The following is an 18870-nucleotide window of genomic DNA, read 5'->3' as shown; positions in this document are numbered from 1 at the left end:
GACGGTATGAGCAACGACGACTTGGTGGCGTTCCTGCGGGCCCGCCTCGACGAGGACCACCTGACCGCCCACACGGCCGAAGGGGCCGAATGGACGATCGAGGACGCGAAGAAGACCCGCGACATCGAGCTGCACAAGAATCCCAGGGCGATCGGCTTCGGCGTCTGGGTCGTGACCGGCGAGAACGGCTCCGACGGCATCGCCGAGACGACCGACACCGCCCATGCCCGGCACATCGCCCGCTGGGACCCGGCATCCGCTCTCGCCGAGGTCGACGCCAAGCGGCGCATCCTCGCCGAGTACGAGCACTGGGCCCGAAGGAACGCCGGACCGTCGCTCCCGGACGGAGTCGATGGCGGCCAGGAGTACGGGCTGGAGCACGCCATCCGGTGCCTCGCCCTGCCGTACGCCCACCACCCCGACTACCGCACCGACTGGGCACCCGGAGCCTGAACCACCGAACCACCCACCCAGCACGACCAGTTCGGACAGGATGACCCCATGGCACGCATCACCCGCGACTTCACCATCGCCGAGCTCCGCGCCCTCGACCTCCCCCCGGACGACCCCGACGAGCCCGACGAGTTCCCCGAACACGTCCTCGCGGACGAGCACCTCGGAAACCTCAAGTACACCGCCAGCCGCCGCGTGATCTTCCAGCACGACGGCCGGACCTGGGCCGTCGAATACGAGGCCCGCATGGACGTCGGTGACCACGAGTTCGGCGACTACGACCCCGACGACCACGGCTGGTGGGGCGACACCGTCACCGCCACCGCCGTCGAGGAACGCGAGGTCACCGTCACCAAGTGGGTTGAGGCCGACGCCTGACCCAACGCGCCCGGCCTGCTGAACTCCGCAGCAGGCCGGGCATGTTGACGCACGCCACCGGTACGATGTCGGCACACACGAAGCGGGCCCACCTGGGAGACTCGAACTCTCCCGGCGGGCCCTAACCACCGGAGACGCAACTCCCATGGCTACCGCACACCCTACGGCCACCCCCGACCGCGCCCGAGCCGCCCTCGGCCTCGCCATCGCCGCAGCCCTCGCCACCATCGGCCTCACCGCCGTCGCCTTCTGGCTCTCCTACGAAGCCCTCCACGACCTCGCGACCGACCACCACCTGAGCGGGCCCCGCGCCTGGGCCTGGCCGGCCACCCTCGACAGCTTCATCGTCGTCGGCGAACTCCTCGTCCTCCGCGCGAGCCTGCTCCGCCGCGTCGACTGGTTCGCGATCGGCCTCGTCGCCCTCGGCTCCGCTGGCTCCATCGTGCTGAACGTCGTCTCGGTGGGGAAGGTCGACCCGATCACCCAGGTCGTCGCCGCGATCCCGCCGACCGCGGCACTGCTGGCGTTCACCGCGCTGATGCGGCAGATCTTCCGGGCGCTCGCCGCGCCCGCGCCGGCCCCTGGGCCGAAGCCCCGCTGGTGGTCCCGCCGGAAGCCCGCCGCGTCACAGCTGGACCCGGCCACCACCGAGTTGACGCAGGCCAGCGCCCCCGCGATCCCCCCGATGCCCGCGCGGAAGCCGATCGCTTACCGGGACGACCGCGCCGCCGTCGTCCGCCCGCTCTACGACAGTGGATACCGGCCCGGCACCGCCGAGATGCGTGCAGCCCTCCAGGCCGCCGGTCACGGCCAGCTGACCGGCGGAACGATCCGAGGCAGGATCCGCGCCGAGGTCGAGGAGCACGAGCCGGAGCTGGCGGACTACCCGGAGCGCCAGTTCGCTATCGCGGGCTGATCAGTTGAAGTCCCGCTGATCATCTCGTACCCTGGCCCCACGTCCCGCGTGCCCGGACACAACCGGGCGGACGACAGACCACAGACCGAGGGCCCCGCAGCTGAGCAGTAGCTGCGGGGCCCTCGCCGTTCCCAGCCTCGGCCCGCCGTCACCCCCCTGCGGCGGGCCGCCCCATGCAGGCGGCGCGGACCAGCTGATGCAGCGTCCGGACAGCGCAGGAGTACGCACCCTGCCCGCGCCGCCACCAACTTCCGGAGGACCGCCGTGCAGCCCACCATCGGACGCACCGTCCACTACACCAGCCACGGCAGCCCGATCCTCCCCGACGGCACCCAGCGCTACCGGCCCCTGCCGCGCGCCGCGATCATCACCGCCGTCCCCGAGTACCTGACCGCCGAGCCCTACGACGGCTGTCCCAACGGCACCCTCGACCACGAGGGCCAGCCGCAGTGGATCGCCAGCCTCGCCGTGCTCAACCCGACCGGCCTGCTCTTCGACGAGGACGTGCCCTACGCCGCCGAGCCCACCCCCGGCCACTGGTCCTGGCCACCGCGCACCTGACCGCACCCCGCCGAGGAGGAACCCGTGGCCGCAGCAACCGGCAGCATCCCGGTCTACCTGCGCGTGGGCAGCGGCGCTGAGCATGAGATCGGCACCATCGAGCTCGAAGCCGACGCCAACGCCAACGCCAACGGCATGATCACCCTGACCACCCTCGACATCGCCGACGCCCTGGAACAGGCAGCCGCCAACCTCCGCGCCAGCTACGAGGGGTGAGGCACCATGTCGCTCCCGCCTGGCGTCGCCACCGTCACCATCACCGGCCACGTCGACCACCCCGCAGGCGCCCCCTGCACCGGCACCGCCTACCTCACCCCCGACGCACCCCTGCTGTCCCTCGTGGACGACACGCTCCTCCTGGCTGGCGGCGTGGCCGCACCACTCGACGCCGACGGCCGGTTCAGCGTGGTCTGGCCCGCGTGCGATCAGCCCGGCATCCAGCCGACCGGGGTGACCACGCACCTCGTCGTCATCCTCGACGGCTGCCAGCTGATCGACCGTCACCTCCTCATCACCGCGGACCTCGCGCCGACGGTGGACATCTGCCAGCTCATCTCGGTGGACCCGGCGACCGGGGACTACGTGTTCGCGCAGGGCCCGCCCGGCGCCACCGGACCGGCCGGCCCGCAGGGACCGGCAGGGGCGACCGGTCCGGCCGGAGCAACGGGGCCCGCAGGTCCGAAGGGCGACACGGGGGCCGCAGGGGCGACCGGCGCGACCGGTGCGCAAGGCCCCCAGGGCAACGCGGGCGCGACCGGCGCCACGGGCGCCCAGGGCCCGAAGGGCGACACCGGCAACACTGGGGCAACCGGCAGTCAGGGGCCGCAGGGCAACCCCGGATCCACAGGCGCGACGGGCGCCACCGGAGCGACCGGTTCGCAGGGCCCGCGCGGCAACGCCGTCCTCAACGGCACCGGCAATCCGGGCTCCGGGACCGGCATCGACGGGGACTGGTACATCGACACCGCGGGCTCCGGGTTCATCGTCATCTGGGGCCCGAAGGCGAGCGGCAGTTGGCCTGGGTCCGGCCTCAAGGTCGCGACCACACCCAAGATCACCGTCGCGTCGTCCGCCCCATCGAGCCCGACCACCGGGGACGTCTGGATCGACACCACGTAGGCGGTGAGCCATGACGGAGGTCCGCGTCTACTCCGGGTTCACCGGCCCCGCCAACTGGGCCAACGACGGCGCCGCCGCCAACGACGGCATCAGCGTGGGCATGGAGTTCCGCGTCAGCACCACCGCCTGGGCCACCAAGCTCTGGTTCTGGCGCGCCAACACCGACGGCGACAACAACGTCCGCCGCGGCGGCATCTACCGCCTCTCCGACGGCGCCCTCCTCACCCCCGACACGAGCTTCGGCGTGGTCGGAACACTCGGCGCATGGAACTCCGTCACCCTCGCTACCCCGCTCGCCCTCACCACCTACGACGGCACCGACGCCACCCGGTACATGGCGGTCATCTACCACCCCGGCGGCGGCTTCACCTTCACCCAGAACACCATGACCGCCGATCGCACGGTGGGGATCATCACCGCACCAGCCAGCGGCAACGCCAAGTACGGCTCGAACACCTACCGCGAGTCGCCGAACACCCTGTCGCTGCCCACCGACACGTTCAACTCCTCGCGGTACTGGCTCGACGTCTCCGTGGACGACACCCCGCCCGCCAGTCCCGGACGGCCCGTCAAGGTCTGGTCCGGCTCGGCCTGGCAGACCAAGACCCTCAAGACCTGGAACGGATCCGCCTGGGTCACCAAGCCGACGAAGGTGTGGGGAGGCAGCTCATGGGCGTAGACGAGCCGGCCAGGCCCGACCGCCACGCCCCACTCACCGAGGCGGAACAGGCCTTGATCCTCGAACTCCACGCTGAGGGTGTCTCCCGGAACGACATCAACCGCCAGACCAAAATCGGCGCTGGCACCATCTCCCGCGTCGTCGCCGACGCTGGCGGGACCTTCGAGCGAGCACCCGAGGTCATCGCCGCCACCCGGGCCATCCAGATCGACCACAAGATCAGACGGCAGGCGATCGTCGACCGGCTGTACCGCCGGTCCGAGGCCGTCCTCGACCGCCTCGAATCCGACACGTACACCTACCACCTGTCCGGCCCCGAAGGGCCCGAGGAAGTCGAGGCGCCGAATCCGCCGGCGCAGGACGAGCGCAACCTCGCCAACTCCATCAGCAGCTACCTCGCCTCCGCCGCGAAGCTGGAGGCCGTTGACGCTGGTGACGGCGCGTCCGAAGCCCGCTCTGTGCTCGGCGCCCTGGCCGAGGGCATCCGCCGGGTTGTGGAGGAGGCCGACGCCGGGGAGGACTGATGCTCGACCAGTTCGTCCTCTCCGCCAAGCAACTCCGCTCGATCGCGCACGCCACCGCCCGCATCAACGTCTGGTCCGGCGCGGTCCGCTCCGGCAAGACCATCGCATCGCTCCTGGCGTTCTTGATCGCCGTCGTCACAGCACCGTCGTCTGGCCTGATCGTCATGGTCGGCAAGTCGTTGCAGACCATCGAGCGCAACGCCCTCGAACCCCTCATGGACGAGGCCCTGTTCGGGCCGATCGCCCGCCAGATCAAGCACACCACCGGCGCCCCCACTGCGGTCATCCTCGGCCGGGTCGTGCACCTCATCGGTGCCAACGACAGCAGGTCCGAGGGCCGACTCCGTGGCCTCACCGCCTCGTTGGCGTATGTGGACGAGGCCACGCTCATCCCGGAAGGGTTCTGGAACCAGCTCCTCGGCCGCCTGAGCGTGCCGGGCGCCCGGCTGTTCGCCACCACCAACCCGGACGGCCCCGGGCACTGGCTGAAGAAGAAGTTCCTCGACCGCGCCGGCGAACTCAACCTGCGGTCCTGGCACTTCACCCTCGACGACAACCCCTCGCTCGCCCCCGACTACGTCGCCTCCCTCAAAGCCGAGTACGTGGGCCTGTGGTACCGCCGTTTCATCGACGGCGCCTGGGTCCAGGCCGAAGGCGCGATCTACGACATGTGGGACCCCGACCACATGGTCGTCGACCTGCTGCCGCAGATCACCCGCTGGATGGCCGTCGGCATCGACTACGGCACCGTCAACCCGCTCTCCGCGCTGCTGCTCGGCGCCGGCGCGGACGGGCGCCTGTACATCACCTCGGAGTACCGGCACGACTCCCGCCTCGCCCGCCAGCAGCTGACCGACGCCCAGTACTCCACACAGGTCCGCCGCTGGCTCAACGAGCAGGCCGCCAGCCCGGAGTGGGTGTTCGTCGACCCGTCGGCCGCGTCGTTCTCCACCCAGCTGTGGGCGGATGGGGTGCCCGGGGTCGCGCCGGCCGTCAACGACGTGCTGGACGGGATCCGCTCGGTGTCCGTGGCGTTGGCCTCGGGGCTGGTGTCGGTCCACCGTTCCTGTGCCGGTCTGCTGGACGAGCTGCCGGGCTACGCGTGGGATGACGCGGCGGCCGAGCGGGGCGAGGACAAGCCATTGAAGATCAACGATCACTCATGTGACGCACTTCGATACGCCCTGCATTCAACCTCGCACACCTGGCGCGGCCTCATCCCCAACGACCTGGAGGCCGCCGCATGACCGCCCAGTCCTACGAGGAGTTCAGGAGCTCCTACGCGCGCACCTACGGTGAGGATCAGGCCCTGGCCCAGTGCCCTCCGTTCATGCGGCGGGTGGCTGCTGGCCTTAGGCAGATGGCGGCCACCGAGCCTGATCCCGAGAACGTCGCAGCGCTGACCCGGCGCGCGGACCGGATGGACCCCGACCTGCGTCAGGAGGTGCCCGGTGCCGCTGCCTGACCGCGACCAGCACTGGCCGCCGACCGACCCGGTCATCCTCAACTCCTACGCCGACTGGGCCGCCTGGTACTCCTCCAACCCCGACCTGATCGCCGACCGCTACACCAACCGCGCGGTCAAGGGCGCCGTCAACCGGCCCTCGCAGTACCGCGGTGGGATCGTCGGCCGCTTCTCCCGCTGGTTCTGGGGCCAGCCCACCGCCGCCGGCGAGCGCCGCGCCAAGCTCCACATCCCCCTCGCCGCCGACATCGCCCGCACCTCCTCCGACCTGCTGTTCTCCGAACCGCCGAAGCTCACCGCCACCGCCACCGCCACCCAACAGGCGCTCGACGACCTGATGGACGGCAGCCTGTTCCCCACCCTGGTGGAGGGCGGCGAGCGCTCGGCCGCGATGGGCAACAAGTACTACCGCGTGGTCTGGAACCAGGCCGTCCGCCCCACGCCCTGGATCAGCGTCGTCGGTGGGGACTGCGCCATCCCCGAGTTCACCTTCGGCGTCCTGACCGCCGCCACGTTCTGGCAGGTCGTCGCCGTCGAGGGCCAGACCGTGTGGCGCCACCTGGAGCGGCACGAATCCGGCGTGATCCTGCACGGCCTGTACGAGGGCACGGAGGATCACCTCGGCATGCCCCAGCCGCTCACTGCCCAGCCGGCCACCAAGGACCTCGCCCGCGAAGTGGCCACCGGGACGAAGCTCCTGACGGCCGCTCACGTCCCCAACTGCCGCCCCGCCAGGGGCTGGCCCGGGATCCCGCAGGCGGAGTACCTCGGCCAGTCCGACTATCAGGGCATCGAAGGGATCTTCGACCAGCTCGACGAGACCTGGTCCAGCTGGATGCGGGACATCCGCCTCGGCAAGGGCCGGATCCTGTTGGACCAGCAGTACCTCACCAGCAACGGCCCAGGGCGGGGCGTCAGCGCGGATCTGGACCGCGAGGTCTACGCCGAGCTGAACATCCCGCCCACGGCTGGCGCTGGCATCACCCTGTCCCAGTTCGCGATCCGGGTGGCTGAGCACGAACGGACCGCGCAGGCTCTCACCGAGCAGGCGGTCCGTCAGGCCGGCTACTCGGCGGCGACGTTCGGACAGGTCAGCGACGGGCAGGCGGTCACCGCCACCGAGATCAAGGCCCGTCAGGGACGCTCGATGTCGACCCGGGCCCGCAAGGCCCTGTACGAGCAGTACGGCCTCGCGCAGATCACCGCGGCGTGGCTCGGCGTGATGGCCGGCGACCAGTTCAAGGTCGCCGGCCTGTCGCTGGAACCGCCGACGGTGACGTTCGAGGACTCCGTGCAGGAGGACCCGAAGGTCGTGGCGGAGACGCTGAGCCTGCTGGAGCAGGCCCGGGCGGCATCGACGCAGGTCAAGGTGCAGATGCTGCACCCGGACTGGGACGACACCGCCGTCAAGGAGGAGACCGACCGGATCACCGCCGAGCAGGGCCTCGGCCCGGAAGCGGACCCGGTCCTCCTCGGCGCTGGCGGCGCTGGCCTGACCTGACCGACAGGGGGTGGCCGGCGTGCCGATCTCCCCGGCTGACGGTGAGGACCTCGCGCGCGAGGTCGGCGAGCTGTACGCGGAGGCCGAACGGTCGCTGCTGGAGCGCCTCGCGACCGCGCTGGCGGCCGGGATCGGCTTGCCCGGGTGGGCCGAGGCCAAGCTCCGCACCCTCGGCGCCCTGCGGGCCGCAGTTGGCCGGACCGTCGACGCGCTCCAGCGGGACGCCGACGGGGCGATCCGCGACGCCGTCACCGAGGCCTACCGGCGCGGTGACCGGGCGGCGGTGGCCGACATGATGCTCCCGGAGGGTCAGCGCGCGGCGGCCCTCCGGGACCTGCCAAACGCCGCAGCCGCCGACCGGCTCGCCAACGCGGCGGTGGCCGAGCAGCAGCCGGTGTACCGCAGGATCCTGCGGGCGGTCCCGGACATCTACCGGGCCGTCATCACGCGGGCGTCCGGCACGGTGCTGCTGGGCACACAGACCCGCCGCCAGGCCGCCCAGCGGGCCCTGAACGGGTTCGCCGCGCGCGGGGTCACCGGGTTCACCGACCGGGCCGGCCGGAACTGGGGCATGGCGTCGTACGCGGAGATGGCGGTCCGCTCGGCGACTGGCCGGGCTGCGATCGAGGGTCACACGGACCGGCTGCGGGCCCTTGGCCAGCGTCTGGTGATCGTGTCGGATGCGCCGCTGGAGTGCCCGCTGTGTGCGCCGTGGGAGGGCAAGGTCCTCACGCTGGATGGGCCGGACGGCCCGCACACGGTGACGGTTGAGCACGCGATCGAGGACGGCCGCCAGGTGACCGTCACGGTGGCCGGCTCCCTCGCCGAGGCGCGCGCGGCTGGGCTGCTGCACCCGAACTGCCGCCACAACATCAGCCTGTACCTGCCCGGGGTCACGAAGCCTCCGGCTCGGGTGTCGCACCCAGGCGGTGCGACGTACGAGGACACCCAGCGTCAGCGGTATCTGGAGCGGCAGGTCCGGTCCTGGAAGCTGCGGCAGGCAGCCGCGCTGGACGATGACGCCCGCCGCGCGGCCGGCGCCCGGGTGCGCGCGTACCAGGCGCGGATCCGGGAGCTGACGGCGGCGAAGCAGCTGCGGCGCAAGCCCGCGCGCGAGCAGATCGGCGCTGCCCGCTAGCCCGGGTCCCGGGTGTGCGTTCCTGGGTCAACGATCTCGTCGAGAGCCATCGCTATCGCGCCGTACGCCAATCCCACCAGAGCGCCACTGAAGCGGCTGCTGGGATCTGCCGCAGCTGGGCCCTGGCTGGCTTCCTGCTCCGCATGGTCCGCCATGGCTCTCGCCCAGCCACGAGCCTTCCGGATGCGTTCCAACAGCTCTTCTGCGCTGATCTCGCTCATGTCTCGACGGTAGGCCCGTCGTCTCCAACTCGCCCGCCGGGTGCGGGCGTTCCCTGCGACCGACCCCAGGAGGGCCGATCATGCATGCCCCTTTCCGCCACCCGCTCGCCCGGCACGCTGCCGGGACGGTGCTCGGCTTCCGTGCCGACGGCCGTCCCATCTACCCGATCGCGGGTGGCAACGGCGAGGGCGAAGGCGCCGCCGCTGGCACCCCCGCCGCGCCGGCCGCTGAGCCGCAGACGCCGGCCGCCCCGGTGGCCGAGCCGCCGAAGCCCGGCCCGCCGCCCGCGTCCCCGGCCGCACCCGCGGGCGAGTCCGACGCCGACAAGATCGCCCGCCTGGAGCGGGACCTCACCGCCGCCCGCGGCGAGGCCGCCAAGGACCGCACCACCGCGAAGGCCAACGCCGCCCAGGAGGCGCGCAACACCCTCGCCCAGGAGATCGGCAAGGCGCTCGGCCTCGTCAAGGACGACACCCCGCCCGACCCGGCGAAGCTCGCCGAGCAGATCAGCACTCAGACCGGCCGCATCGGCGAACTGGAGACCGCGCTCAGGCAGCGCGACGTCGAACTCGCCGTCCACACCGCCGCAGAGAAGCACGGCGCGAAGACCGCGGCCCTGCTCGACTCCCGCGCGTTCGCCAAGGCCATCAGCGCCCTGGACCCGGCCGCCAAGAACTTCGCCACCGAGCTCGACACCGCCATCAAGACCGCGGTCGAGGCCAACCCCAACTTCCGCACCGTGCCCCAGGCGGGCCGCAGCGGCACCGACCTCTCCGGCGGGACCGGCGAGGCCACCACGAAGCAGCGCCCCACCTCCCTCGGGGCCGCACTCAAGAGCCACTACGGCACAACCTGACAGGAGGGCACCCATGCCCGTCACGCTCGCTCAGGCGGCGGTCAACACCCAGTCCGACGTGGACTACGCCGTCATCGACAACCTCCGCCGCTACAGCTGGTTCCTGGACCAGATCGTCTGGGACGACACCGTCACCCCGGGCACTGGCGGCGGAACCCTGACCTACGGCTACACCCGGCTCACCGCCGCCCGGCCGGCCCAGTTCCGCAAGTTCAACGAGGAGTACCCGGCCGCGCAGGCGACCCGGGCCCGCTACACCGTCGACCTCAAGCCCCTCGGCGGCTCGTTCAACATCGACCGGGCCCTGGCCCGCCTCGGCGACGCCGCCACCAACGAGATCAACTTCCAGACCCAGCAGCTCCTCACCTCGATCCGCACCCGCGCCCAGGAGCAGTTCATCTCCGGGGACACCTCCACGGACGACGGCTTCGACGGCCTCGACAAGCTGCTGACTGGCCAGTCCACCGAGTACCTGCCGCTGAACAACGGCACCACCTCGGGCTACCTGGACTGGACGCCGGGCACCATCAACTCCCAGCCGCTGGCCATGCAGGCCCTCGACCAGCTCGACGGCTGGCTGTCCAGCATCGTCCCGTCCCACACCGGCGGCGGCGACGCGGGCATGCCCGGTGCCCTCCCGCCCGGGGTGAAGGCGATCTGTGGCAACACCACCAGCATCACCCGCGTGCGCGCCCTCGCCCGCTGGGCGGGGATGTACACCGCCACCCAGGACGATCTCGGCCGCAAGATCGAGCAGTACGGCCAGTGGTTCCTCTACGACATGGGCGACAAGTCGACCGGCTCCGGCCCGATCATCCCGATCAGCACCCGGGACCCCGACGGCGCGGGCGGCGGCGGCAACATCACTGGCCTCACCGACCTGTACGCGGTGAGCTTCGGCCTGGACGCGCTGCACGGCGCCGCCGTGGCCGGCCAGCCGCTGATCAACGCCTACATGCCCGACCTCCAGGCCCCGGGCGCGGTCAAGACCGGCGAGATCGAGATGGGCCCGGTGGCGGGCGTGGTCCGCAACACCCGCGCGTGCGGCGTGATGCGCAACCTGAAGGTGAGCTGACCATGGCCGAGTTCACCGTGACCCACCCCGATCCGGGCTTCAAGGGCGACATCGTCGGGATCACCTTCACCGCCGGGTCGGCCAGCGTCGACACCGGGGCGGAGGGTGGCCTGGCCGCCTACTCGTACTTCCAGCGCGCCGGCTACGGCCTCACCGAGGTGGCCGCGCCGGAGCCGGAGCCCGCCGAGTTCACCGAGTTCGACCCCACCGCCCACGGCGTCAAGGACGTCCTCGCCTACCTCGCCAGCCTCGACGACGAGGACGAGCGGGCACGGGTGCTTGCGGCCGAGGCCGCCGGCCAGGCCCGCAAGGGCGTCCTCGGCGACCAGCAGACGACCAGCACCGAGACCGGCGGCCCGGCCGCCAACGACCAGAAGGAGGAAGGGCAGTGACCGTTCTCGGCGCGTTCCGCGGCAACGTCCGCGACGACCTGTCCTGGCTGAACACCGCCGGCCGCCCGGACCCGACCCAGACGTTCTACCGGGCGAACCTGGCCCGGGTCGGCCTGGACGACACCGCGGCGCTGACCACCCAGGTCATGACGTCGGTGCCGGTCTACCTCTACGAGGGCGACCTGGTCACCAACCTGACCTTCATCTCCGGCGGCACCGCGGCGGGCACCCCCACCAACTACTGGGCGGCGCTCTACAGTCCGGCCGGCGCGCTGCTGTCGCAGTCCGCCGACAAGACCTCGACCGCATGGGCCGCGGACACTGCGGTGACCTTCGCCCTGGGCACCGCCCAGCGGATCACCAAGTCCGGGATCTACTACGCCGCGATCCAGGTCAAGGCCACCACCGTCCCCACCCTGGTCGGCACCCAGACCGCCAAGCCCGTGCTCTCCGGCGAGGGCAACCTCGCCCAGACGTCCGGCTCGTCCCTGACCGCCACCGCACCCGCCACGATCGCCACCCCGGCGTTCCAGCGCGCGTGCCCGCTGGTCATCGTCACCTGAGAGGAGGGGCAGCATGCCGCTCATCGGTACCCAGCTCAGCGTCAGCCTGAGCACCCTGCTGACCGGCGTCGCCGCGCTGACCGGGCAGGCCCCGCGTCAGCCGGTCGCCTACCAGCAGACCCTCAACCTGGGCTCCGGCACCGGCGCCGGGCAGGTCGACAAGCTGTGGGTCGCCACCCGCACGATCGCGGCGTCCGGCACGGACGACCTCGACCTGGCCGGCACCCTCACCGACGCTTTCGGCGCCGTCTTCACTCTGGCCCGGGTGAAGGGCATCATCGTGGCCGCCTCGTCGGCGAACACGAATGTCGTGCAGGTCGGCGGCGCCGCGTCCAACGCGTTCGTCAACTGGGTCGCGGACGCCACCGACAAGGTGGTGCTGCGGCCTGGCGGGTTCATGGCCGTCGCCGCGCCGGACGCCACCGGCTATCCGGTCACCGCCGGCACCGGCGACCTCCTGCGGATCACCAACGGCGGCGCCGGCACCTCGGTGACCTACGACATCTGCGTTCTCGGCGCGTCCGCGTAGGAGGTCCCATGTCCCGCGTGTACGCCACCTCGGCGGACCTGGTCGCGTACACCGGCCAGGCCGCACCCGGGAACGCCGACAGTCTCCTCACCAAGGCGAGCAAGTTCCTCGACTCGCAGATCCTGCGGGCCTGTTGGTACGCCGTGGACGAGGACGGCATGCCCACCGACCCGCTGGTGATCGCCGCGTTCCGCGACGCGACCTGTGCCCAGGTCCAGTGGCGGGACGAGGTCGGCGACACCACCGGGGCGGCCGGCGTCGGCTGGGGCTCGGTGGAGATCGGGTCGGTGCGGCTGGGGCGGTCGGTGACGGCCGTCAGCGGTGCCGACAGTCCGGCCCGGCAGGTCGCGCCGGAGGTCTGGGACGCGCTCCAGTCCCCGGACCTGACGCCCGATCGGTTCGTCCTCGGGGCGGTGTGCTCCTGATGGGCACCGTCCCGGGCTGGCTGCTCCGGCACCAGATCACCATCGAGCCGTACCTCGGCGATGCGGCGTACGGGCCGGTCTACGGGCCGCCCGTCACCGTGCGGTGCCTGCTGGAGGAGAAGACCCGCGAGGTCCGCTCGTCCACTGGCGAGCAGGTCATCTCCAGCTCGACGGCGTACTGCCCCCCGGGCACCACGGGCCCGCCCAGCAGCAGGGTGACCCTGCCCGACGGGCGTCTGACCAGCGTCATCGCCAAGCTCGACCGCTCCGCACCGGGCCTGCCGACGCCGGACCACGTAGAGCTCCAACTGACCTGACGCGGGGGTGATCTGGTGGCGCCTCAGCGCATGCGCGTCAGCCTGCGGTTCGCAGCGGTCCGGGCCGAGCTCCACCGGGCCGCCGCGCGGGGGTTGGAACTCGGGATGGAGCACGTCCTGACCGAGGCCAACAAGACCGTCCCTCTCGACGAGTCGACACTGGAGCGCTCCGTCGTCTCCTCCACCGACGACATCGCCCTCAAGGGGGCGGTCAGCTACGACACCCCGTACGCGGTGCGCCAGCACGAAGAGCTGACCTACCGGCACGCGCCCGGCCGGCGCGCGAAGTGGCTGGAGCTCGCGGCGATCGAGGAAGCGCCAGTGGTGCTGGCGCTGATCGCGGCCGAGCTCCGCCGGGCCACGCGCGGGGGCCGAGGTGGCTGACCTCCTCGACGGCCTCGCCCTCCTCCTCCAGGACAACGGCCTCGCCGACTACCGGCCCACGGGCCTGGGCGGTGACCTGTTCCTGGAGGCCATGCCGCCCAAGCCCGACGCGTGCACTGTCCTCACCGGCTACGGCGGGCCCGAGCCGGACGCCCAACTGCCCTACGAGGAACGCCGCGTCCAGGTCCGCTGCCGCGGCACCCAGGACCCCCGCGTCTCCCGCGCCCGCGCGCAGGACGTCTACAGCCTGCTGCACGGCATGGTCGCCACCACCTTGCCGGACGGCACCTACATCGTCCTCGCCGTCGCCTTGGCCCCACCGGCCTCCATGGGCCTCGATGACCAGCGTCGACACGAGCACTTCTTCAACCTCCGCCTCGACATCGGGGCCCCCACCACCCACCGCCCCGCAGAGTAGGAGGCACCCATGGCCGTCCGTCCGATTGACGCACGTCGCTGGCTGTTCGAGATCGAGGACCTGACCGGCACCTGGCTGCCGATCAAGGGCAAGACCTCGTTCACCCTCAACCCCGGTGAGAACCGCGAGAACACCGAGATCACGGACTTCGACTCGGGAGGCTTCTACGAGGAGGACGTCATGCAGGTCGGCGCCTCGCTGGCGCTGGAGGGCCGGTACGAGGCCGACCCGGTCACCGGGGCCCAGGACCCGGGGCAGGCGTACGTCGCCGCGATGGCCCTGCGGATGTCCACCGACTCCCACAACCGCATCCGCTACCGCCACGAGACCGTGCTGACCTGGGCGGTGTGGGACGCCACCGTGAACCCGGGTGAGCAGGGCGGCGGCAACAACGACAAGACGAGCTGGTCGGCGACGTTCACGCGCAACGGCCCCGCGACCTCGATGGCGGTGTGAGCATGACCCACGACACCACCGAGCTCGCCGACTTCGACGAGTTCTTCGCCGAGCGCAAGGCCCAGCGCGGGCCCGGCCAGCCCCTGCGCCTGGCCGGCCGGACCTACAGACTGCCCACCCAGACGCCTCTCGCGTACACCCTGCTGCTGGAGGCGAACGACGACCGCTCGGACGCCCAAGCCATCCGCGAGGTCCTCACCCCGCTGTTCGGGGAGAGTGCGCTCGACGACTGGGTGAAGGCCGGGATGGGCGACGAGGACTTCGAGATCGTCCTCGCGTGGTCCATCGCGAACATGCGCAACCCCGGGTCGATGAGCATGGCCGAGGCCGCCCGGCGGGTCACGGAGGCGGAGGCGGGAAAAGCCCAGGCGCCGAGGAACCGGGCCGAGCGGCGCGCCAAGCCGAAGCACGGGACTTCTGGCAAGCGGTCCTGATCAACTGGGGCCCGCTGGAGGCGGATTTCCGCCGCGAGTACCACATTGACGCAGGTCAACTGTGGGATCTGACGACCCGCGAGTTCATGAGTCTGCTGGCCGGGTTGAGTGCCGAGTCGCTGTGGCGACGCGCCTACGAGCGAACCCCCCGTGAGGCGATCGGCGACGCCGAGATCAACCGACTGATGGGGCTGCCCGCCTCCTCCTGACCAACTACGGGACGGGGGTGGTCTCGTGGCGCTCCGGGTTGGCGAGATCGTCGCGGAGTTCGATGTCGAGACCGGCGACGGACTCGACCGGGCCGAGCGCCTGGTGGAGGGCTTCACCCGGAGTGCGGACGGCCGGATCCGTGACCTGCGGGGCCGGTTCGCGTCCGAGTCGCAGGCCATCGCCCGCGAGTTGGGCGATGGGTTCGAGCACGGTGCCGAGCGCGCGGGCTCCGCCCTGGATGGGTTCTGGCGGGACGCGAACGGCAGGTGGAGGGACCAGCGCGGACGGTTCGTCACCGCCGGTGAGCTGGCCGCCCTCGGCCTCTCGAACGGTCTCCAGCGGGGTACCGACCGGGGCCTGTCGCGGTGGATCGACGGCATGCTCGGCCGCCTGCGGCGCCTGGGCTCCGTCGTGGGCCCGGCGCTTGGGAGCGTCGCGGTGTCGGCGGCCGGGATCGGTACGGCGCTGGGTGCTGCCCTGCCTGCTGCGGCGGGTCTGGCGGCGGCGCTGGCCAACGTCGCGCCGGCTGCGGGGCTGGGTGCGACGGCGGTGTTCGCGCTGGGGCAGGCTGTGGCCTCGATCAAGCTGGGCACCAGCGGGATCGGCGACGCGCTTAAGGCGGCGTTCGCCGGAGGCGGCGGTGGCGGTGGCGGGGGCGGCGGTGCTGCGAAGGCGGCTGCTGCGGCACGTCAGGCCATCGCGGACGCGACCGAGCAGGCCGCGCGCGCCAACGAGCGCGCGATCAGGGCGGTTGCGGACGCGGAGCGGAACCTCGCGGACGCCCAGAAGGACGCCCTGCGGGCTCAGAACGACCTCAACGAGGCCAGGGGTCAGGCGTCGGAGGACCTGGAGGACCTCAACAACCGGCTCGCCGACGCGGAGCTGGACCAGCGCGACGCCGTCCTCGATGTGGCGCGGGCCCAGGAGCGCCTCGACGAGGTCCGCAAGGAGGGCGCGAAGTCCACCGAGCGGGACGTTGCCGAGGCGGAGCTCGGGTACGAGCGTGCGGTTCAGCGCCTCAAGGAGCAGACGACCACCACGGGTCGGCTTCGGGCTGAGACGGCGGCCGCGAACCGGGCCGGCGTGGAGGGCTCGCGGCTGGTGACGGACGCTCAGGAGCGCCTGGCCGAGGCTCAGCGGACCGTTGGTGACCGGACCCGGGATGTCCAGGACGCGCAGACGGAGCAGGCCCGCACCGCGCGTGAGGGCCTGGAGCAGATCAAGCGGGCTCAGGACGCCCTCAACGACTCCGTCAGCTCGGGTGCGGGTGGGGTCGACAAGTTCGCCGAGGCGATGGCCAAGCTCAGCCCGGCCGCGCGGGCGTTCGTGCAGGAGGTCATCCGCCTCAAGCTGGCCTGGGACTCGTTGAAGCTCGACGTTCAGGAGCGCCTGTTCCAGGGCCTCGCGGGTGAACTCCGGTCCACCGCCACTGCGGTGATGCCGACCCTGCGGGCCAACCTGGTGGGTACCGCCGGAGCCTTCAATGACATGGCGAAGGGCGTCGGCTTGGCGGCGCGCGAGCTCGCCGCGTCCGGCACGCTCGGTGCCGCGATGGGCTCGGCCACCAAGGGCCTGGAGAACCTGCGCCGGATCCCGGGGCAGATCGTGGACGGCCTCGGCAAGGTCGCGGCGGCCGCCGGACCCTCGTTCGACCGGCTGACGGACCGTGCGGGCGGGGCAGTTGACCGCCTCGCAGGCCGGCTGGCGGGTGCGTTCGCGTCCGGCGGCATGCAGCGGGCCATCGAGCGGGCGATCAGCCTGATCGGTGACCTGGTCGACGTCGCCAGGAACGTCGGCGACATCTTCGGGTCGGTGTTCGACGCGGTGCAGCTCGGTGGTGGCGGCTCGGTCAGCGTCCTCAAGGACATCACCGCCCAGATGGCGGCCGCGTTCGCGAGCCCGCAGATCCAACTGGGCCTGCGGGCCCTGTCGGAGACCGTGGGTGTCCTCGGTCGCACGGCCGGGCCCCTGCTCGCCGAGGCCCTCAAGGGCATCGGCCGGTCGCTGGACATCATCGCCCCATCCGTCCAGCTCCTGATCGAGAAGCTCGGCGAGGCGCTGATGCCGATCGTGGAGGCCCTCGGTCGGGACGTGCTCCCGGTCGTGTCCGACGCGTTCGCCAAGGTCGTCGCCGAAGTCGCGCCGCTGCTCCCGCAGTTGGGGCAGCTCGTCGCCGACATCCTCACGAAGCTGACGCCGGTGCTGGCTGAGCTCGCCCGGGTCATGACCACCGAACTGGCCAAGCAGGTCCGGGACATCGCGATCCCGGCGCTCCAGCTCCTCGCCGGGATCTTGAATGGTGACGCCCGCCAAGCGGTCGAGGGGTTCAAGGGCCTGTTCGTCGGGTTGGCGAAGACGGTCGTACGCGAGCTCTTCATGCTGCCGGGCGAGATCGGTAAGGCGGTTGGCCCCCTCGGAATCGAGCTCTTCAAGTTCGGCGAACAGCTGATCTGGGAGCTGCTCAGGGGCATCGGCCAGGCCATCGACCGGGCCGACGACTGGATGTGGGACGCAGGCGCCAACCTGCTCGACTCCCTGATCGACGGCGTTATGTCCAAAGTGCCCGACTTCAAGGGCAGTCTCCAGTGGCTCACGGGGATGATCCCGGAGTGGAAGGGCCCCCGCGAGCGTGACCGGGTGCTCCTGCGGCCGGCCGGGCGGATGCTCATGGACGGCCTGATGGGCGGCATCTCCGACCGGGTCCCGGACCTGCGCGGCCAACTCGGCGGTCTGACGGCGGAGATCGGCGGGATGCAGTTCGCCGGAGCTGCGGGCGGTGGTGGGTTCGGGTCGCCGTTCGGCGGCCCGGGCGGCGCTGCGCTGCACGTCGAGAACTACTACGAGGCCCCGACCGGCTCCGCGCGGTCCACCGCCGAGGAACTGGCGTGGATGGCCAAGGGGAGGGGGTGACCTGATGGCGGGTGAGCTCGTCACCGGCCCCGGCCTCATCCAGTGGGGCACCCTCCTCCTCGGCCGCTCGCGCGCCGGCGGGGTGGCCACCACCTCCTACCGCTGGTCCAGCATCAGCGGCTGGGAGGACACCCCGTCCCTGGACTCCGGCACCCAGCTCCGCGCGCAACAGCACGGAGCCTGGCCCGGCCGGCAGTTGGCCCAGACCCGGATCATCACCCTGGACGGGCTGATGGTCCGGGTCCCGGCCGGCCAGATCGGCACCGCGGTGCAGGCGCTGTCCGCGGCAACGCCGATCGGCGTGGACGACGAGGCTCCGCTCGTAGTGCAGCTGGATGAGCGGGGGCCACTGCTGGTCTACGCCCGTGTGATCCGCCGTCAGCTCCCGGTCGACCCGCGCTGGCAGCTCGGCCACTCCGCCGGGGGCGCGATCCAGTTCGAGTGCACCGACCCGCGCCGCTACAGCCTGACCGAGCAGGTCGCCACGACCGCCCTCCCGCAGCCCGAATCCGGCCTGTCGTGGGGCTCCCCGTCGGAAACCGGCCTGGCCTGGGGGTCACCGTCGGAAACCGGCCTGGTGTGGGGCACGCCCGGCTCGACCGGGGACCTACTCTGCCTCAACTCCGGTGACGCGCCGGTACATCCGGTGATCGAGATTCGGGGGCCGGTGACAACTCCGGCGCTCACCCTGCTCGGCACCGAGGTCGTGCTGGAGTACGACCTCGTCCTCGGCGCGAGCGATGTCCTGGTTGTCGACACGTGGGCGCCGTCGGTGCTGCTCGGCGGCCAGTCCCGGATCGGCTACGCGACCAGCCGCTCCCAGCCGGAGGGATCCCTCACTCTGCCACCCGGCACCAGCACGGTGACGTTCCGCTCCGCCGACCCGATCCCCGACCCCGCCGCCAGCGCCACCGTGCGCTGGCGCTCCGCCTACTGGTGACCAGG

The 18870-nt window shown here is 71.7% G+C and carries 27 protein-coding genes; 26 read left to right on the top strand and 1 reads right to left on the bottom strand.

Going from position 1 to position 18870, the window contains the following annotated elements:
• Positions 1-6 precede the first annotated feature (6 nt).
• The 12 genes from ACWEPF_RS16080 (at position 7) to ACWEPF_RS16025 (ending at position 8734) form a co-directional block, all read left to right on the top strand.
• The gene (locus ACWEPF_RS16080; RefSeq protein WP_452173018.1) at positions 7-453 is read left to right on the top strand and encodes a DUF6221 family protein; all 447 of its coding nucleotides are present in this window, start codon (positions 7-9) and stop codon (positions 451-453) included.
• A gap of 48 nt (positions 454-501) precedes the next feature.
• Complete coding sequence (locus ACWEPF_RS16075; protein ID WP_452173017.1) at positions 502-831, top strand: hypothetical protein; 330 nt, start codon at positions 502-504, stop codon at positions 829-831.
• Between the two features lie 145 nt (positions 832-976).
• Positions 977-1747 (top strand): DUF2637 domain-containing protein, encoded by a 771-nt coding sequence (locus ACWEPF_RS16070; RefSeq protein WP_452173016.1) that lies wholly within the window; start codon positions 977-979, stop codon positions 1745-1747.
• A gap of 264 nt (positions 1748-2011) precedes the next feature.
• A complete protein-coding gene (locus ACWEPF_RS16065; protein WP_452173015.1) occupies positions 2012-2308 on the top strand; it encodes a hypothetical protein in 297 nt (98 codons plus the stop codon).
• Between the two features lie 24 nt (positions 2309-2332).
• Positions 2333-2524, top strand: a complete 192-nt coding sequence (locus tag ACWEPF_RS16060) for a hypothetical protein (protein ID WP_452173014.1) — start codon at positions 2333-2335, stop codon at positions 2522-2524.
• A gap of 6 nt (positions 2525-2530) precedes the next feature.
• Positions 2531-3427, top strand: coding sequence for a hypothetical protein (locus ACWEPF_RS16055; RefSeq protein ID WP_452173013.1), 897 nt, complete (start codon positions 2531-2533; stop codon positions 3425-3427).
• A gap of 10 nt (positions 3428-3437) precedes the next feature.
• On the top strand, positions 3438-4106 hold the full coding sequence (locus tag ACWEPF_RS16050) for a DUF4082 domain-containing protein (protein WP_452173012.1): 669 nt from the start codon (positions 3438-3440) through the stop codon (positions 4104-4106).
• Positions 4097-4630: a helix-turn-helix domain-containing protein gene (locus ACWEPF_RS16045; RefSeq protein ID WP_452173011.1), complete on the top strand. Its 534-nt coding sequence runs from the start codon at positions 4097-4099 to the stop codon at positions 4628-4630. The genes ACWEPF_RS16050 and ACWEPF_RS16045 overlap by 10 nt, the downstream gene beginning before the upstream one ends.
• Complete coding sequence (locus ACWEPF_RS16040; protein ID WP_452173010.1) at positions 4630-5877, top strand: PBSX family phage terminase large subunit; 1248 nt, start codon at positions 4630-4632, stop codon at positions 5875-5877. Before ACWEPF_RS16045 ends, ACWEPF_RS16040 begins: the two co-directional genes overlap by 1 nt.
• A complete protein-coding gene (locus tag ACWEPF_RS16035; protein ID WP_452173009.1) occupies positions 5874-6095 on the top strand; it encodes a hypothetical protein in 222 nt (73 codons plus the stop codon). The genes ACWEPF_RS16040 and ACWEPF_RS16035 overlap by 4 nt, the downstream gene beginning before the upstream one ends.
• Positions 6082-7596: a phage portal protein gene (locus ACWEPF_RS16030; RefSeq protein ID WP_452173008.1), complete on the top strand. Its 1515-nt coding sequence runs from the start codon at positions 6082-6084 to the stop codon at positions 7594-7596. The genes ACWEPF_RS16035 and ACWEPF_RS16030 overlap by 14 nt, the downstream gene beginning before the upstream one ends.
• A 19-nt stretch (positions 7597-7615) precedes the next feature.
• A complete protein-coding gene (locus ACWEPF_RS16025) occupies positions 7616-8734 on the top strand; it encodes a phage minor capsid protein (RefSeq protein WP_452173007.1) in 1119 nt (372 codons plus the stop codon).
• On the opposite strand, the gene ACWEPF_RS16020 is transcribed toward ACWEPF_RS16025, so the two are convergent.
• Positions 8731-8955, bottom strand: coding sequence for a hypothetical protein (locus ACWEPF_RS16020; RefSeq protein WP_452173006.1), 225 nt, complete (start codon positions 8953-8955; stop codon positions 8731-8733). The two genes, ACWEPF_RS16025 and ACWEPF_RS16020, sit on opposite strands and share 4 nt — an antisense overlap.
• Before the next feature lie 80 nt (positions 8956-9035).
• Between ACWEPF_RS16020 and ACWEPF_RS16015 the strand changes: the two genes are divergently transcribed.
• The 14 genes from ACWEPF_RS16015 to ACWEPF_RS15950 all read left to right on the top strand — a co-directional run bounded on the left by ACWEPF_RS16015 (position 9036) and on the right by ACWEPF_RS15950 (position 18865).
• Entirely contained in the window at positions 9036-9812 is a 777-nt protein-coding gene (locus ACWEPF_RS16015) for a hypothetical protein (RefSeq protein ID WP_452173005.1), read from the top strand.
• 13 nt (positions 9813-9825) lie between these two features.
• The gene (locus tag ACWEPF_RS16010) at positions 9826-10887 is read left to right on the top strand and encodes a major capsid protein (RefSeq protein WP_452173004.1); all 1062 of its coding nucleotides are present in this window, start codon (positions 9826-9828) and stop codon (positions 10885-10887) included.
• A gap of 2 nt (positions 10888-10889) precedes the next feature.
• A complete protein-coding gene (locus ACWEPF_RS16005; RefSeq protein ID WP_452173003.1) occupies positions 10890-11279 on the top strand; it encodes a hypothetical protein in 390 nt (129 codons plus the stop codon).
• A complete protein-coding gene (locus ACWEPF_RS16000) occupies positions 11276-11842 on the top strand; it encodes a hypothetical protein (RefSeq protein ID WP_452173002.1) in 567 nt (188 codons plus the stop codon). Before ACWEPF_RS16005 ends, ACWEPF_RS16000 begins: the two co-directional genes overlap by 4 nt.
• A gap of 13 nt (positions 11843-11855) precedes the next feature.
• Entirely contained in the window at positions 11856-12371 is a 516-nt protein-coding gene (locus ACWEPF_RS15995; protein ID WP_452173001.1) for a hypothetical protein, read from the top strand.
• Positions 12372-12379: 8 nt separating this feature from the next.
• On the top strand, positions 12380-12796 hold the full coding sequence (locus tag ACWEPF_RS15990) for a hypothetical protein (RefSeq protein WP_452173000.1): 417 nt from the start codon (positions 12380-12382) through the stop codon (positions 12794-12796).
• Entirely contained in the window at positions 12796-13113 is a 318-nt protein-coding gene (locus tag ACWEPF_RS15985; RefSeq protein ID WP_452172999.1) for a hypothetical protein, read from the top strand. Before ACWEPF_RS15990 ends, ACWEPF_RS15985 begins: the two co-directional genes overlap by 1 nt.
• Positions 13114-13143: 30 nt before the next feature.
• The gene (locus ACWEPF_RS15980) at positions 13144-13497 is read left to right on the top strand and encodes a hypothetical protein (RefSeq protein WP_452172998.1); all 354 of its coding nucleotides are present in this window, start codon (positions 13144-13146) and stop codon (positions 13495-13497) included.
• Positions 13490-13915, top strand: a complete 426-nt coding sequence (locus ACWEPF_RS15975; RefSeq protein ID WP_452172997.1) for a minor capsid protein — start codon at positions 13490-13492, stop codon at positions 13913-13915. Before ACWEPF_RS15980 ends, ACWEPF_RS15975 begins: the two co-directional genes overlap by 8 nt.
• 9 nt (positions 13916-13924) lie before the next feature.
• Positions 13925-14371: a phage tail tube protein gene (locus tag ACWEPF_RS15970; RefSeq protein WP_452172996.1), complete on the top strand. Its 447-nt coding sequence runs from the start codon at positions 13925-13927 to the stop codon at positions 14369-14371.
• Positions 14372-14373: 2 nt separating this feature from the next.
• Positions 14374-14805: a hypothetical protein gene (locus tag ACWEPF_RS15965; RefSeq protein WP_452172995.1), complete on the top strand. Its 432-nt coding sequence runs from the start codon at positions 14374-14376 to the stop codon at positions 14803-14805.
• 86 nt (positions 14806-14891) lie between these two features.
• Entirely contained in the window at positions 14892-15014 is a 123-nt protein-coding gene (locus tag ACWEPF_RS15960) for a hypothetical protein (protein ID WP_452172994.1), read from the top strand.
• A 25-nt stretch (positions 15015-15039) separates the two neighbouring features.
• Positions 15040-17925: a phage tail protein gene (locus ACWEPF_RS15955; RefSeq protein ID WP_452172993.1), complete on the top strand. Its 2886-nt coding sequence runs from the start codon at positions 15040-15042 to the stop codon at positions 17923-17925.
• 4 nt (positions 17926-17929) lie between these two features.
• On the top strand, positions 17930-18865 hold the full coding sequence (locus ACWEPF_RS15950) for a phage distal tail protein (RefSeq protein ID WP_452172992.1): 936 nt from the start codon (positions 17930-17932) through the stop codon (positions 18863-18865).
• Positions 18866-18870 lie beyond the last annotated feature (5 nt).

It is taken from the genome of Kitasatospora sp. NPDC004289, assembly GCF_053602875.1.
The sequence above is the reverse complement of the archived record's forward strand: the minus strand, read 5'-3'. Positions and strand labels throughout refer to the sequence as shown.